The organism is Bradyrhizobium sp. CCBAU 51753 (genome assembly GCF_015291565.1).
GTDB classification, from domain to species: domain Bacteria; phylum Pseudomonadota; class Alphaproteobacteria; order Rhizobiales; family Xanthobacteraceae; genus Bradyrhizobium; species Bradyrhizobium ivorense.
Map to the genome: position 1 here is coordinate 3,768,217 of NZ_CP030037.1, position 14,200 is coordinate 3,782,416.

The window sequence follows — 14,200 nt, forward strand, 5'->3', positions numbered from 1 at the left end:
CCAGTCAATGTCATTGAACGTGTCCACCTCCAACGGATTGCAGCGCCTCACGGCGCAACTCGCACCGATGCTGATCATCTGCGTGCTGGTGTTCTTGCTGCCGGTGCTGCTCAACAATGATTTCCTGCTCAACAAGGTCGCGCGCTACCTCGTGCTCGGCATCCTCACCATCTCGCTCGGGCTGTCCTGGGGATTCGGCGGCATCCTCAATCTCGGCCAGGCCATGAGCTTCGGGCTCGGCTCCTACGCGATGGCGATGGCGCTGAAGCTCAAGACCATCCCGGTGCATACCGGCGCGAGCGGTCTGCCGGACTTCATGGTCTGGAACAATGTGCAGTCGCTGCCCTGGTTCTGGGTGCCGTTCCGCTCGCTGAGCTTTGCGATCGCCGCGGGCATGATCGTGCCGGCGCTGGTCGCAGCGGCGCTCGGCTGGTTCATGTTCCGCGGCCGCGTCACCGGCGTCTACGTCTCGATCATCACGCTCGCCACCATGGTAGTGATCAATCTCGTGATCATCGACCAGCAGAGCTACACCGGCGGCTTCAACGGCATCACCGATCTCGCCCAGCTCGAGATTTTTGGCGTCGCCTTCGATGCCTATGGCCGCGCCACCTATTATCTGGTGGCCGGATGCGTCGCGCTCAGTCTGCTGGTCGCCTTTGCCTTCACCCGGAGCAGGGCCGGCCTGATCGTGCAGGCGATCCGCGATCACGAAAGCCGCGTGCGCTATTTCGGCTACGACGTCGCGCTGTACCAGATCTTCGTGTTCGCGCTGTCGGCGGCGATCGCCGGGCTCGCCGGCATGCTCTACACGGTGGTGATGGAGTTCGCCTCGCCGACCTTCCTCGGCGTGCAGCTGTCATTGTCGGTCGTGGTGTGGTGCGCGGTCGGTGGACGGCAGAGCCTGGTCGGCGCGTTCCTCGGCGCGGTGCTGGTGGCGGGCATGCAGGGCGCGCTGTCGGAGTCGGCGGCATTCCTGGAAACCTGGACCTTGGTGATGGGCGCGCTGTTCGTGCTCGTGGTGCTGTTCCTCCCGAAGGGATTGGCCGGTCTCGCGCAGGTGGTCTGGCGCTGGATCGTGCAGCGCCGGCACGCCACTGCTGCGGGCGTTGCGCAAGGCGTCGGCCAGACGGAGGGCAGCACATGACCGCCCACCTCGACCTGCAGGACGTCTCGGTCAGCTTCAACGGCTTCAAGGCGCTCAACGGTCTCAAGATGAGCGTGCGCAAGGGCGAACTGCGCTGCCTGATCGGCCCGAACGGCGCGGGGAAAACCACGGCGCTCGACATCATCTGCGGCAAGGTCAAGCCGAGCGCCGGCACCGTGACATTCGCCGGCACCGCGCTGCAGGATCTCGAGGAATACGAGATCGCGCGCACCGGCGTCGGCCGCAAGTTCCAGGTGCCGAGCGTGTTCCGCGAGCTCACCGTCAACGAGAATCTCGAGGTGGCGCGCGCCCGGCGCACCAGCGTGATCGGCAATCTGCGCTGGGACGTCAGAAATTCCGGGCGCGAACATATCGAGCGGCTCGCCGAACTGGTCGGGCTCACCGAGCAACTCGATCGCCCCGCCGCCTATCTCTCGCACGGGCAGACCCAGTGGCTCGAGATCGGCATGCTGGTCGCGCAGGATGCCGAGCTGATCCTGATGGACGAGCCCACCGCAGGGATGACCGCGCAGGAGACCCGCAAGACGGCCGAGCTGTTCGCCCGGCTGAAGGGCAAGCATACGCTGATCGTGGTCGAGCACGACATGGGTTTCGTCAAGGCGATCGGCGACATCATCTCGGTGATGCATATGGGCCAGATGCTGGCTGAGGGCACCGCGGCCGAAGTCGAGGCGCATCCCGAGGTGCGCCGCGCCTATCTCGGATCGGGAGGCATCAGCCATGCTTGAGCTGACCGATATCGACGCCTTCTACGGCAACAGCCGCGCGCTGCAGGGCATCAATCTGATGGTCGGCGGCGGCGAATTCCTCGCGGTGCTCGGCCGCAACGGGGTCGGCAAGACCACGCTGATGCGCAGCATCCTCGGCCTGATGGACCGCGTCACCGGCCGGCTGTCGCTCGACGGCGCCGACATCTCGGCATTGCGCACCTACCAGCGCGCCAAGGCCGGCATCGCCTATGTGCCGCAGGGCCGCGGTATCCTGCCGCGCTTCACCGTGCGGGAGAACTTGACGCTCGGCACCTTCGCTGCGCGTCAGGCCAACGGCATCGAGGACTGGGTGCTGGAGCTGTTTCCGGTGCTCAAGGAGTTCCTCAACCGCTACGGCGGCAATTTGTCCGGCGGCCAGCAACAGCAGCTCGCGATCGCGCGGGCGCTGCTCGCCCAGCCCAAGGTCATCCTGCTGGACGAGCCGACCGAAGGCATCCAGCCGAACATCGTCGAGCAAATCGAGGACGTGATCGTGAAACTCAATCGCGAGCACAAGATCACGGTGATCCTCGTCGAGCAGAATGTCGCCTTCGCGCGGCGCGCGTCGCACCGCTTCGCGCTGCTGGAGAAAGGGCGCGTCGTCGCCAAGGGCGCAATCGGTGAGCTCACCGATGATCTGATCCAGCTGCACATGGCGGTGTAGCGGGCTTTATCGTTCACGAAAGGAGACGGAAGATGTTGCATGGAGACATATCGAGCAGCAAGGACACGGTCGGCGTTGCCGTGGTCAATTACAAGATGCCGCGTCTGCACACCAAGGCTGAGGTGCTGGATAATGCGCGCAACATCGCCAAGATGATCGAGGGCATGAAGCTCGGCCTGCCGGGCATGGACCTCGTGATTTTCCCGGAATATTCGACCCACGGCATCATGTACGACTCCAAGGAGATGTACGAGACCGCGTCGTCGGTGCCGGGCGAGGAGACGCGCATCTTCGCGGACGCCTGCCGCAAGGCGCGGGTCTGGGGCGTGTTCTCGCTGACCGGCGAGCGCCACGAGGAGCACCCTAACAAGGCGCCGTACAACACGCTGATCCTGATGAACGACAAGGGCGAGATCGTGCAGAAGTATCGCAAGATCATGCCCTGGGTGCCGATCGAGGGCTGGTATCCCGGCGATTGCACCTATGTCTCGGACGGGCCGAAGGGGCTGAAGATCAGCCTGATCATCTGCGACGACGGCAACTATCCGGAGATCTGGCGCGACTGCGCGATGCGCGGCGCCGAGCTGATCATCCGCTGCCAAGGCTACATGTACCCGGCCAAGGAGCAGCAGATCCAGATCTCGAAGTCGATGGCCTGGGCCAACAACTGCTATGTCGCGGTCGCCAACGCCTCCGGCTTCGACGGGGTCTATTCCTACTTCGGCCATTCAGCGCTGATCGGATTCGACGGCCGCACCCTCGGCGAATGCGGCACCGAGGAGAACGGCATCCAGTATGCGCAGATGTCGGTGTCGCTGATCCGTGACGCGCGCCGCAACATGCAGTCGCAGAACCATCTCTTCAAGCTGATGCACCGCGGCTATACCGGCCTGATCAACTCCGGCGACGGCGACCGCGGCCACGCGGTCTGTCCTTACACGTTCTACAAGAACTGGATCACCGATCCCGAAGGAACGCGGGAGATGGTCGAGGCGATGACCCGTCCGACCGTCGGAACGGACGAATGCCCGATCGAGGGCATTCCGAACCAGAAGGTCGCGCATCGCTAGGCGACATCGACGATCGGCGCCGGCGCGACGTTTCGCGCCGGCGTGGTTCGATGCGGCGGCAGCCACTTCCTCGCGGACAAACAGGGGGATTTCATGAGCGGTCAATCGAATAGCGGGCTGGTTCACCAGGCCGAGGGACAGATCGACGATCTTCTCGGCCATGAATTCGAGCACGAGCCGGTGCCGATGAGCGCCCGGCGCAGCGTCTTCTCGGTGACGATGGTGTGGCTGGGCTTTCCGATGATCATCACCGGCGCGATGACCGGATCGATCCTGGTGCTCGGCATGGGATTCAAGAATGCGCTGGTTGCGATGATCGTCGGCAATTTGATCATGTTCGCCTATGTCGGCGCGCTCGGCCTGATCGGCACGCGGCGCGGCATGAACTTCGCGCTGATCGCGAGCATCGTGTTCGGAAAGAAAGGCTATGTGCTGGCGTCGGGCTTGCTGTCGACGCTGTTGCTCGGCTGGTATGCGGTGCAGACCGGCATCACGGGCGCGTTGATCTCCTCGACCTACGGCCTCAACTATGTGGCGATGACCATCGTCGCCGGCGTGCTCTATATCGGGATCACCTTCGTCGGGGTGAAGGGATTGCACTATATCGGGCTGGCGTCGGTGCCGCTGTTCGTCCTGCTCGGCGTCTGGGTCGCAGCCGATGCGGCGTCCACCACGACGGCCGCGGCGATCTTCGGCTATGCCGGCAATAATGGCGTCGCCAACATGTCGATGGGCGTCGGTCTCACGGTGGTGATTGCGCTGTTCATCGACGCCGGCACGGTGACCGCGGACTTCAACCGCTGGGCGCCGGGCGCGCGCGCCTCGCTGTTCGCCACGTTCAGCGCGTTCCCGTTCGCCAACCTGGTGGCGATGCTGGTCGGCGGCGTGATGACCGCGGCGCTCGCCGTGCCGAACGCCAATCCGTTCGGCGTCGACAACATGTTCGGTTACATGAACGGCAAGCAGCTCACATGGCTCAGTATTCTGGCGTTCATCTTCCTCTATGCCAATCTCGGCTCGGTCTGCTCGCACTGTCTGTACAATGCGGCCACCGGCTGGTCGCGCATCCTCGGGACCAACATGCGGCTGATGGCGGTGGTGCTCGGCGCGATCGGCATCGTGGTCGCCGCGGGGAACGTCTGGGCGTTCTTCATCCAGTGGCTGTCGCTGCTCGGCATCCTCGTGCCGCCGATCGGCGCCATCATTCTGGTCGATCAGTATGTGTTGCGTGCCGAGGCGCGCGCGGAGGCGGACTGGCGGGCGAAGCCGTTCATCGCCTGGGGCATCGGGTCGCTGTGCGCCTTTGCGGTTGAAAACCTGATGCCGGGGCTGTCCACTGCGATCTCCGCGGCCGTGGTCGCCGGCATCGTGTACGGGGCGATCGCACGCGTGGAGTCCTCCACGGAGAAGGTAGCCCGTCCCGCATAAGCGACGATCTCGATCAGACAAGAAGGGTGCACCAATGAGTGTCGACTATCAGATCCACGAGCTCGGCAATGTCGCCTTGCAGCGCGGCGCGACCATCCGCGACTGCAAGCTCGCCTACAAGACCTTTGGGCAGCTCAACGCCGCCAAGGACAATGTGATCGTCTATCCGACCTGGTATTCCGGCCAGCACTACGACAATGAGTGGCTGATCGGCGCGGGGATGGCGCTCGATCCCGCAAAATACTTCATCATCATTCCCAACATGTTCGGCAACGGCCTGTCGTCGTCGCCGAGCAACACGCCGGAGCCCTATAACGGGCCGCGCTTTCCGCAGGTAACGGCCTGCGACAATGTGCGCGCCCAGCATCGGCTGTTGACCGAGAAGTTCGGCATCAAGCACATTCGCCTGGTGGTCGGATGGTCGATGGGCGCGTTGCAGACCTTCCACTGGGGCGCGCTCTATCCTGACATGATGGATCTGCTGGCGCCGTTCTGCGGTTCGGCCAAATGCTCGCGACACAACTTTGTGTTCCTCGAAGGTGTCAAGGCGGCGCTGACCGCGGACGCCGCATGGAATGAGGGCTGGTACGCCGACAAGCCGGCCCGCGGCCTGCGCGCCGCCGCACGCGTCTATGCCGGCTGGGGGTTTTCGCAGGCCTTCTATCGCGAGCAGCTCGACATCAAGACGCTCGGCTTTTCGTCGCTGGAGGATTTTCTGGTGGCGTTCTGGGAAGGCTTCTTCCTGCCGAAGGATCCGAACAATCTGCTCACCATGCTTTGGACCTGGCAGAACGGCGATATCAGCGACAACGAGATCTACAAGCGCGATTTCAAGGCCGCACTCCACGCCATCAAGGCCAAGACATATGTCATGCCGGGACAGACCGATCTGTATTTCCCGCCGGAGGACAGCGAGTTCGAGGTTGCGAACATGCCGAACGCCAAGTTGGTGCCGGTGCCGTCGATCTGGGGACATTTCGCCGGCGGCCCCGGCACCAATCCGGTCGACGTCGCCTTCATCGATTCCAAGCTCAAGGAGCTGCTCGCATCGTGATGTCGACCGATTGCGAATGGCCGGCTGCGCGATCACGGGGGGCGTGAGCTTTGTCCAATCCCGCACTTCTGCTCGATCAGTATCGTATCCTGGACGAGCCATACTATCGGCCGCTCAGGGACGAGGTCGAACTGTTCGGCGCCGCCTATGCCAGCCGCATGCCGGTGATGCTGAAGGGGCCGACCGGCTGCGGCAAGACGCGTTTCATCGAATACATGGCGTGGCGGCTCGGCCGCCCGCTGATCACGGTGGCGTGCCACGAGGACATGACGGCGGCCGATCTGGTCGGCCGCTGGCTGCTCGACGCTGAGGGCACGGTGTGGAGCGACGGGCCGCTGACGACGGCGGTGCGGCTCGGCGCGATCTGCTATCTGGACGAGATCGTCGAGGCGCGCCAGGACACCACGGTCGTGATCCATCCGCTGACCGACGACCGTCGCGTCCTGCCGCTGGAAAAGCGCGGCGAGCTGATCCACGCCCATTCCGACTTCCAGCTCGTGATCTCCTACAATCCCGGCTATCAGAGCGCGATCAAGGACCTCAAGGAATCCACCAAGCAGCGTTTTGCGGCGCTCGACTTCGATTATCCCGACCGGTCGGCGGAAGTGGAGGTGGTCTCGCGCGAGGCCGGCATCGAACCCGAGATCGCCGCTCTCTTGGTGAAGATCGCCTCGCACAGCCGCAATTTGAAGGGCCAGGGCCTCGACGAGGGCGCGTCGACCCGCATGCTGGTCAATGCCGGCCGGCTGATCGGATACGGCATCAGCCTCGACAAGGCCTGCGAGACCACGATCGTGGTTCCCCTGACCGATGATGCGGACACCAGGAACACGTTGCGCGACGTAATCTCGGCCTGCGCCTAATACGGAGGTAGGGCGGGTGGCGGTCGCGCATGTCAGCTCACTGGAAAACTTCCGTTCCAGCCGCCGGCTGGCGGAGCTGCTGCGCGGACACGATGATATCGGCTCGGCCGTGCAGACGACGCGCGCGGCTCTGGAGCGCCGCCCCGAGTTCGCCAGCCGGATCGCGATCTGGGACGTCGCCGTGCGCGGGCTGTTCGAAGCCAATCTCGGCGAGGCCGTGGTCCTGAGCTTTCTGCGGTTGTCGGAGCACTGGCCGGCGCAGCGTTCGGCCCACGATCTGCTCGCCGTCGGCCGCGCCGTCGCCGATATCGGCCGCAGCGCCGGAAGCCGGATCGCCCATGCGGCGCTGGCCGAATTGTCGAAGGTGCTGCCGCGGCTTGCGGGCGCAAATGAGGGGACGACGGTCCTCGCCGCGCTCTGCCAGCTCGCAGATGCCGCCCCGGAATCCGTGGGTCTTGCGATCAACCGGCTCGAGCAGCTGTTGGGGCACGCCGGCGCCGACGGTTTTTCAGCCTGGGTGTCGGCCGGTTTGCGGGCGAGCGGCGGCCGCGCGGCGCGGCGACGGGCTTATTTCGGGCTCGACGACGCGCTCTCGGCACGCCTGTTGGCGCAGGGCCGCACCGGTGATGATTTTGCACGGCTGGAGAAGCGGCTCGCCGCAACGATGGTCGCGCTGTGGAATAGGAAGCCGCGCTTCCGCAAGCTGCCGATTGCGCCGACACCGGTGCCGCGGCGAACCTCGCTCGCGGCGGGTCTGATCGGATTGCCCGAGACGTTTCCCGGTTTCGAGGGCGAGCGGGCGGATGCCATCTACCTCGCGGCAGTTGCGCACGCCGGCGCGCATCTCGTGCATTCCACCGTCCGCTTTCCGGTCGGCCGGCTGAAGGCGCTGCAGCTCGCGCTGGTGTCGCTGATCGAGGACGCCAGGGTCGAGACGCTGGCGCTGCGCGAGATGCCCGGCCTGCGCTGGCTGTGGCTGCCATTTCACACCGCGGTGCCGTCCGGCCAGGCGACCGCGGCGGGGCTGATGACGCGGCTGGCGCGGGCACTGATCGATCCCGACTATCAGGATGGCGACGCCTGGGTGGCCAAGGGACGGACGCTGTTTGCGGCCGCCTCCGAGCGCTGGACCGATCCCGCGATCAGCCGCGAGATTGGCGGGCTGCTCGGCAACGACATCGGGCAGATGCGGCTGCAGTTCAATGCCAAGAGCTATGTCGTCGAGCCCGCCTACCGCGACGACAATCTCGCGCTGTGGGATTTTGGCGACGCGCCGGATGCGCCGGCGGAGACGATCGAGCTGGCGGTCGACTCGGTGCGGATCGAGCGGCGCGAGGATGCGGGCGGACGGTCGACCGACGAAACCGCAAAGCCGGACGAGACGCTTCGGGCGCGGGCCAGCACGGAGACGTTGCTGGACGGGATACCGATCGCGACCTATCCGGAATGGGACTATGCCGCCAACACCGAGCGGCCGGACTGGACCACCATTCTGGAAGCCGATGCGGCCGCATCCGCAAAGCCCCTCGATCTGCCGGCAGAGAGCGAGGCGCTGCGCAGCATCACGCGGCTGACCCGTGATGCGTCGGTTGGCCGTCGCCTCCGTCAAAAGGGCCAGCGTGAGGGCGACGCGCTCGACATCGATGCTGCGATCGCGCGCACGATCGAGTGGCGTGCCGGTCATGTCAGCGAGCCCAGGGTGTACCAGCGCGATGCGCCGGGGCCGCGGGATCTCGCGTTTCTGCTGCTGCTGGACCTGTCGCACTCGACCGCCGATGGCGACCGCACGGGGCGAACCGTGCTCGATGTCGAGCGCAAGGCGGCCGCGATCATGGCGGCGGCGGTCGAGACCGCCCATGATGCGATCGCCGTGCACGGCTTCAATTCCGACGGCCGCGAACGCGTGCGCTATCTGCGCATCAAGGGTTTTGACGAGCCAATGGACGCCGTGGTGCGCTCGCGCCTTGCCGGCCTCGGCAGCAGCCATTCGACCCGGCTCGGCGCCGCGTTGCGCCACGCCGGCAGCTATCTGGTGCAGCGCCGTGCGTTCCGCAAGGTGCTGCTGGTGCTGACCGACGGCGAGCCGTCGGATATCGACGTGCCGGACCCGCAATATCTCACCGAGGACGCGCGGCGCGCCGCCCAGCAGCTGCGGCGCCGCGGCATGGACATCTTCGCGTTCGGCATCGGTGGCGGCCACTATCCGCAGCTCGGCCGCATTTTTGGCGAGCGCTACGCGCTTCGCGTGCCGCGGATCGACGTGCTGCCGCAGCGGGTGATGCAACTCTACACGGAACTGAAGAAATAGGCCGCCCGCTTGCGCGCTCGGTTACGCCTGCTCGGCGACTTTCAGCGCCTCGGTGCGGATTTCCTCAACCAGCCGCTCCTTCAGCTGCACGAATTCGGGCGTGGTCTTGATCTTGTAGGAACGCGGATGCGGGAGGTCGACGACAATCTCGGCCTTGATCCGGCCGGGACGGGCGCTCATCACGATGACCCGGCTGCCGAGGAAGATCGCCTCCTCGATGTCGTGGGTGACGAACAGCACGGTCTTCTGGTCGCGCTCCCAGATGCCGAGCAGCATCTCCTGCATCAGCGCCCGGGTCTGGTTGTCGAGCGCGCCGAAGGGCTCATCGAGCAGCAGGATTTTTGGATCATTGGCCAGCGCCCGCGCAATCGCGGTGCGCTGCTGCATGCCGCCCGACAGCTGCTTGGGCCAGTGGTTTTCGAAGCCCGATAGTCCGACCTGGCGAATGAGGGTGTCGGCGATCTTGTTGCGCTCGGCTTGCGCAACGCCGCGCTCGCGCAGGCCGAAGGCGATGTTCTCGCGCACGGTCAGCCAGGGAAACAGCGTATAGGACTGAAACACCATGCCGCGATCGGCGCCGGGACCCTTCACCTCGCGCGCGTCAAGCGTGACGCGGCCGCTGGTTGGCCGGTCGAGCCCGGCGACGATGCGGAGCAGGGTGGATTTTCCGCAGCCGGAGGGGCCGAGAATGGTGACGAAGTCGTTGTCGCCGACATCGAGGGTCGTCGGCTCCAGCGCCCTGGTCGGCGCATTGCGGGTGCGGGCCGGGAAGGTGCGCGACACCTGGTCGATCCTGAGCGCGGTCATGCGAGCTTCCACGGAAACAGCCAGGCGTTGAACGCCTTGAACAGGAAATCCGAGATCAGGCCGATCAGCCCGATGACGATGATGCCGAAGATGATCTGGCCGGTGTTGAGCAGCGCCTGGCTGTCGGTGATCATGTGCCCGATGCCGGACGACGAGCCGATCAGCTCGGCGACGATGACATAGGTCCAGGCCCAGCCGAGCACCAGCCGGAGAATCTCGGCAATCTCCGGCGCCGCCGAGGGCAGCAGCACGCGGCGGATGATCCCGCGGTCGCTGGCGCCGAGCGTGTAGGCGGCCTCGACCAGATCGCGCCTTGTGGCGCCGACGGTCACCGCCACCATCAGGATGATCTGGAACACCGAGCCGATGAAGATCACCAGCAGCTTCTGCATCTCGCCGATCCCCGCCCACAGGATCAGCAGCGGGATGAAGGCGGATGCCGGCAGATAGCGGGCAAAGGACACGAACGGTTCGAGAAACGCCTCGATCGGCTTGTAGGCGCCCATCAGCACGCCGAGCGGCACCGCGATCACCGCGGCCAGCGCAAAGCCGCCGACGACGCGCCAGATCGTCATTCCGATATCGTACAGAAAGCCGTGCTTGGCGAGCAGGTCATAGCCTTCCTGCACCATGGTCAGGGGATTGGCGAGGAAGGTCTTCGAGACATGGCCGCCGAACGTCGCCCAGGACCAGAGGGCGACGAACAGCACGAAGAACGCGAAGCCATAGGCCGCGCGCTGCTTCGATGTCACGGGATCAAGCGGACGCATCACAATATCTGTCCAGGCGTATTCATGCGCCGGTCCCGGCCTGCAACGAGGCGGGACCGGCCGCAACGGAGGGCGGCGTTACTTGATGAAGCTGGCGTCGTAGATGTCGTCGATCTTCGGCGCCGCCTTGATGATGCCGACCTCGAGCAGCAGCTCCGCGGCCTCCTTGTTGAAGGTGAGGAACTCGCTGGCGAAGAATTTCTGGTTCGCGGCCTTGTCCTGCCAGCGCAGATACTTTGCCGAGTTGCCGAACTGCTCGCCGGACTGCTTTACGTCGGCGCCCATGATCTCGTAGGCCTTGGCCTGATCCTTGGCGATCATGTCGAGCGCCTCGAAATAGCTGTCGGCCAGCGCCTGCGCCGCCTTCGGATTGTCGGTCAGGAATTTTGGCGTGCAGCCGAACGTATCCATCACCATCGGGTAGTCGAGCGTGGTCGCGATGATCTTGCCCTTGTCGGGTGCATTGCGCACCGTCGACAGATAAGGCTCGTAGGTCATCGCGGCATCGTTCTGCCCCGAGACGAACGCCTGCGCCGCAGCGGCGGGCTCCAGGTTGACGACGGTGACGTCCTTCACCGAGAGGCCGTTCTTCTTCAGCATCCAGGCCAGCGCGAAGTAGGGCGAGGTGCCCGGCGCCGACGCCGCCACCGTCTTGCCCTTCAAGTCCTTGATCGCGGCGACGTCGTTGCGCACCGCCATGCCGTCGGCGCCAAAACTCTTGTCGAGCTGGAAGATCTGCTTGGTGGCAACGCCGTTGGCGTTCCAGGAGATCCAGGTCTCGACCGTGGTGGCCGCGCACTGGATGTCGCCCGAGGCGATCGCGAGATGCCGATCCTTTTGTGGGATCTTCTTCAGCGTCACATCAAGGCCGTTCTTCTTGAAGATGCCGGCCTCCTTGGCGAGCGTCAGCGGCGCGAAGCCGGTCCAGCCGGAGATGCCGACGCCGACCTTGACGTCATCGGCGAACGCGGCGCTGGACGCCAGCAATGCGGCGATGACCGGAAATAGCTTGAATGAACGCATGTCGAACCCTCTGCCAAAAGTTGGATTGAACCCTGTTGATCTCGTCACGTCAGTCGCGGCGGATTGCCGCATGAGAACATGTTTCGCGGATGATGGTCCACGCTGCATTGCATGAATTGTGCCGCACCGGACATCTTGTCAGCCTCCGGTGAAGCGCGCCACCAGGCGGTGGGTGTCGCCCGGATAATGCAGCCGCACCGCGGTCAGCGTGCGCGCGCTGCGCCAGGTGTAGCGGTCGATCACGAGGCAGGGCGCGCCGACGGCGATGTCGAGCGCCTTCGCCGTATCGTCATCGGCAACGACGGCGCTGATCGTGTGTTCCGCCTCCGTCCAGGGGACGTGATGCAGCAGCCATGATCCCGGCGGCTCCTTGGCGAAATCCGCCGTCGCGGCCTCCGGCACGGTCGAGAGATCGATCAGCCGGTCCTCGACGGCGAACGGCACGTTGTCGGCGCTGTGCCGGCAGGCGATCGCGACCACCTTGCCGGCCTTGGTCACCCCGAGACGGGCGCGATCCGCGGCGGTGGCGGTGCGCCGGCGGCAATGCAGCAGTTGATAGCCGTAGCTGCGGCCCAGCGCGGTGATCTCGGCGCGAATGTCCGATATCTTCAGCACCGCCGATAGATGCTGCGGGCGCCGCACGAATGAGCCGGCGCGGCGCCGCCGCTCGATCAGGTCGGCTTGCGCCAGCTCGGACAGCGCCTTGTTCACCGTCATGCGCGAGCAGCGGTAGCGCGCCATCAATTGATGCTCGAACGGAATGCGGTGGCCTGGCGGCCATTCGCCGGTCAGGATCCGGGTCTCGATGTCGAGCCGGATCCGCTTGTAGAGCGTCGCCTTGCCGCCTTCATCCGGCTTGCTGCGTGCGGAACTGAGGCTCATGCCACCAGCCTCCGGACGCTTGCGTTGAACTGCTCGCGGGCCTTGGCGCGGAGCCGGTGCTGCCCGCCTGCGACGACCTTGTCGCCGCCGGCCCAGACGCAGTCGATCGCGCTGCCGCCGGCCGCAAAGATCCAGCCATCGATAACCGCATCGCCGCGACGCCCCGCCAGTGACGGATGCGCCGTATCAAGCGTGACAATGTCGGCACGCGCGCCGGGCACCAGTCCAACCGCCGCTTGCGCCAGCGCCTGCGCGCCGCCGGCGAGCGCGTGGTCGAACAGCGCGCGGCCGGTGGATGCGCCCGGCCGGTCCGAGAGCACGTTGCGCTCGCGATGCTTGAGGCGCTGGCCATATTCGAGCTGACGCAGCTCGTCGGCGACGCCGATCAAGACATTGGAGTCCGTGCCGACGCCGAACCGGCCGCCGGCGGCGAGGAACTCGCGGGCGGCAAAGATGCCGTCGCCGAGGCTTGCTTCGGTCACCGGGCAAAGGCCCGCGACTGCGCCACTGCCGGCGAGCGACGCGACCTCGCTCTCCGTCATGTGGGTCGCGTGAATCAGGCACCAGCGCTGGTCGACGGGGGCATGTGCGAGCAGCCATTCAACCGGCCGCTGCCCGGACCAGGCGAGGCAATCCTCCACCTCGCGCACCTGCTCCGCGGCGTGGATATGGATCGGCGCTCCCCCGGCAAGCGGGATGATCGCGGCAAGCTCGTCCGGCGTCACCGCGCGGAGGCTGTGCGGTGCGATGCCGATGTTTGCGCCCGGCAAGGTTCGGATCGCGTCGCGCGAGGCCGCCATCAGCGCGGCAAATTGATCGACCGAGCAGATGAAGCGACGTTGCCCGGCATGCGGCGCTGCGCCGCCGAAGGTGCCGTGTGCATAGAAGCTTGGCAGCAGGGTGAGCGCGATGCCGGAGTTTGCCGCAGCTTCGGCGATCCGCGTGGCCATCTCGGCCGGATTGCCATAGAGCGAGCCGTCGCGATCGTGGTGGAGATAATGAAACTCGCCGACGCGGGTAAAGCCCTGCTCGAGCATCTCGACATAGAGCAGGGTGGCGACGGCGGCGACGTCGTCCGGCGTCATGTTCAGCGCAAAGCGATACATCGTCTCGCGCCAGGTCCAGAACGTATCGGTGGTGTTGCCGCGCAGTTCGGCGAGTCCAGCCATGCCGCGCTGGAAGGCGTGGCTGTGCAGGCTCGCCAGTCCCGGAACCGCCAGTTGGTGACGCTCGTCGCCGGCAGCCGGGGCCACGCCCGCCGCGACTGAAACAATCGTGTCGCCGCTGAGGACAAGCTGCACGTCATTGGCCCAGCCCGAAGGCAGCAGCGCCGATGCGAAATGCAGTCGTGTCATTTTTCCATGCCGGCTGGACAGAACCGCGCCACGATTATATGTCTAGACATATAAGTCAA

The 14,200-nt window shown here is 65.4% G+C and carries 13 protein-coding genes; 8 read left to right on the forward strand and 5 right to left on the reverse strand.

From position 1 onward, the window contains the following. Positions 1–7: 7 nt before the first annotated feature. The 8 genes from urtC (at position 8) to XH93_RS16665 (ending at position 9,304) form a co-directional block, all read left to right on the forward strand. Positions 8–1,147, forward strand: coding sequence for an urea ABC transporter permease subunit UrtC (gene urtC / locus XH93_RS16630; protein ID WP_246799646.1), 1,140 nt, complete (start codon positions 8–10; stop codon positions 1,145–1,147). Continuing rightward, positions 1,144–1,896 (forward strand): urea ABC transporter ATP-binding protein UrtD, encoded by a 753-nt coding sequence (gene urtD / locus XH93_RS16635; RefSeq protein WP_194474356.1) that lies wholly within the window; start codon positions 1,144–1,146, stop codon positions 1,894–1,896. Before urtC ends, urtD begins: the two co-directional genes overlap by 4 nt. Next, positions 1,889–2,581: an urea ABC transporter ATP-binding subunit UrtE gene (gene urtE, locus XH93_RS16640; protein WP_194474357.1), complete on the forward strand. Its 693-nt coding sequence runs from the start codon at positions 1,889–1,891 to the stop codon at positions 2,579–2,581. The genes urtD and urtE overlap by 8 nt, the downstream gene beginning before the upstream one ends. Positions 2,582–2,613: 32 nt before the next feature. Next, complete coding sequence (locus XH93_RS16645; protein ID WP_194474358.1) at positions 2,614–3,651, forward strand: aliphatic amidase; 1,038 nt, start codon at positions 2,614–2,616, stop codon at positions 3,649–3,651. A 93-nt stretch (positions 3,652–3,744) separates the two neighbouring features. Then, the gene (locus XH93_RS16650; RefSeq protein ID WP_194474359.1) at positions 3,745–5,079 is read left to right on the forward strand and encodes a cytosine permease; all 1,335 of its coding nucleotides are present in this window, start codon (positions 3,745–3,747) and stop codon (positions 5,077–5,079) included. 34 nt (positions 5,080–5,113) lie between these two features. Then, complete coding sequence (locus XH93_RS16655) at positions 5,114–6,133, forward strand: alpha/beta fold hydrolase (protein WP_194474360.1); 1,020 nt, start codon at positions 5,114–5,116, stop codon at positions 6,131–6,133. Positions 6,134–6,183: 50 nt separating this feature from the next. Next, the gene (locus XH93_RS16660; RefSeq protein WP_194474361.1) at positions 6,184–6,996 is read left to right on the forward strand and encodes a CbbQ/NirQ/NorQ/GpvN family protein; all 813 of its coding nucleotides are present in this window, start codon (positions 6,184–6,186) and stop codon (positions 6,994–6,996) included. A gap of 16 nt (positions 6,997–7,012) precedes the next feature. Beyond that, complete coding sequence (locus tag XH93_RS16665) at positions 7,013–9,304, forward strand: nitric oxide reductase activation protein NorD (protein ID WP_194474362.1); 2,292 nt, start codon at positions 7,013–7,015, stop codon at positions 9,302–9,304. A 21-nt stretch (positions 9,305–9,325) separates the two neighbouring features. Here the strand turns inward: XH93_RS16665 and XH93_RS16670 are convergent, their stop codons facing one another. The 5 genes from XH93_RS16670 to XH93_RS16690 form a co-directional block, all read right to left on the reverse strand. Beyond that, positions 9,326–10,111, reverse strand: a complete 786-nt coding sequence (locus tag XH93_RS16670; RefSeq protein ID WP_194474363.1) for an ABC transporter ATP-binding protein — start codon at positions 10,109–10,111, stop codon at positions 9,326–9,328. Then, positions 10,108–10,881 (reverse strand): ABC transporter permease, encoded by a 774-nt coding sequence (locus XH93_RS16675; RefSeq protein WP_194474364.1) that lies wholly within the window; start codon positions 10,879–10,881, stop codon positions 10,108–10,110. Before XH93_RS16675 ends, XH93_RS16670 begins: the two co-directional genes overlap by 4 nt. A gap of 78 nt (positions 10,882–10,959) precedes the next feature. Then, positions 10,960–11,904 (reverse strand): ABC transporter substrate-binding protein, encoded by a 945-nt coding sequence (locus XH93_RS16680; RefSeq protein WP_194474365.1) that lies wholly within the window; start codon positions 11,902–11,904, stop codon positions 10,960–10,962. Between the two features lie 138 nt (positions 11,905–12,042). Then, entirely contained in the window at positions 12,043–12,786 is a 744-nt protein-coding gene (gene hutC, locus XH93_RS16685; protein ID WP_194474366.1) for a histidine utilization repressor, read from the reverse strand. Continuing rightward, positions 12,783–14,141: a formimidoylglutamate deiminase gene (locus XH93_RS16690; protein WP_194474367.1), complete on the reverse strand. Its 1,359-nt coding sequence runs from the start codon at positions 14,139–14,141 to the stop codon at positions 12,783–12,785. The genes hutC and XH93_RS16690 overlap by 4 nt, the downstream gene beginning before the upstream one ends. Positions 14,142–14,200 lie beyond the last annotated feature (59 nt).

What these genes read in the sequence shown, in the direction of transcription:
- urtC (WP_246799646.1), top strand. Translation starts at nt 8, where the DNA reads ATGTCATTGAACGTGTCCACCTCCAACGGATTGCAGCGCCTCACGGCG.
- urtD (WP_194474356.1), top strand. Translation starts at nt 1,144, where the DNA reads ATGACCGCCCACCTCGACCTGCAGGACGTCTCGGTCAGCTTCAACGGC.
- urtE (WP_194474357.1), top strand. Translation starts at nt 1,889, where the DNA reads ATGCTTGAGCTGACCGATATCGACGCCTTCTACGGCAACAGCCGCGCG.
- XH93_RS16645 (WP_194474358.1), top strand. Translation starts at nt 2,614, where the DNA reads ATGTTGCATGGAGACATATCGAGCAGCAAGGACACGGTCGGCGTTGCC.
- XH93_RS16650 (WP_194474359.1), top strand. Translation starts at nt 3,745, where the DNA reads ATGAGCGGTCAATCGAATAGCGGGCTGGTTCACCAGGCCGAGGGACAG.
- XH93_RS16655 (WP_194474360.1), top strand. Translation starts at nt 5,114, where the DNA reads ATGAGTGTCGACTATCAGATCCACGAGCTCGGCAATGTCGCCTTGCAG.
- XH93_RS16670 (WP_194474363.1), bottom strand. Translation starts at nt 10,111, where the DNA reads ATGACCGCGCTCAGGATCGACCAGGTGTCGCGCACCTTCCCGGCCCGC.
- XH93_RS16675 (WP_194474364.1), bottom strand. Translation starts at nt 10,881, where the DNA reads ATGCGTCCGCTTGATCCCGTGACATCGAAGCAGCGCGCGGCCTATGGC.
- XH93_RS16680 (WP_194474365.1), bottom strand. Translation starts at nt 11,904, where the DNA reads ATGCGTTCATTCAAGCTATTTCCGGTCATCGCCGCATTGCTGGCGTCC.
- hutC (WP_194474366.1), bottom strand. Translation starts at nt 12,786, where the DNA reads ATGAGCCTCAGTTCCGCACGCAGCAAGCCGGATGAAGGCGGCAAGGCG.
- XH93_RS16690 (WP_194474367.1), bottom strand. Translation starts at nt 14,141, where the DNA reads ATGACACGACTGCATTTCGCATCGGCGCTGCTGCCTTCGGGCTGGGCC.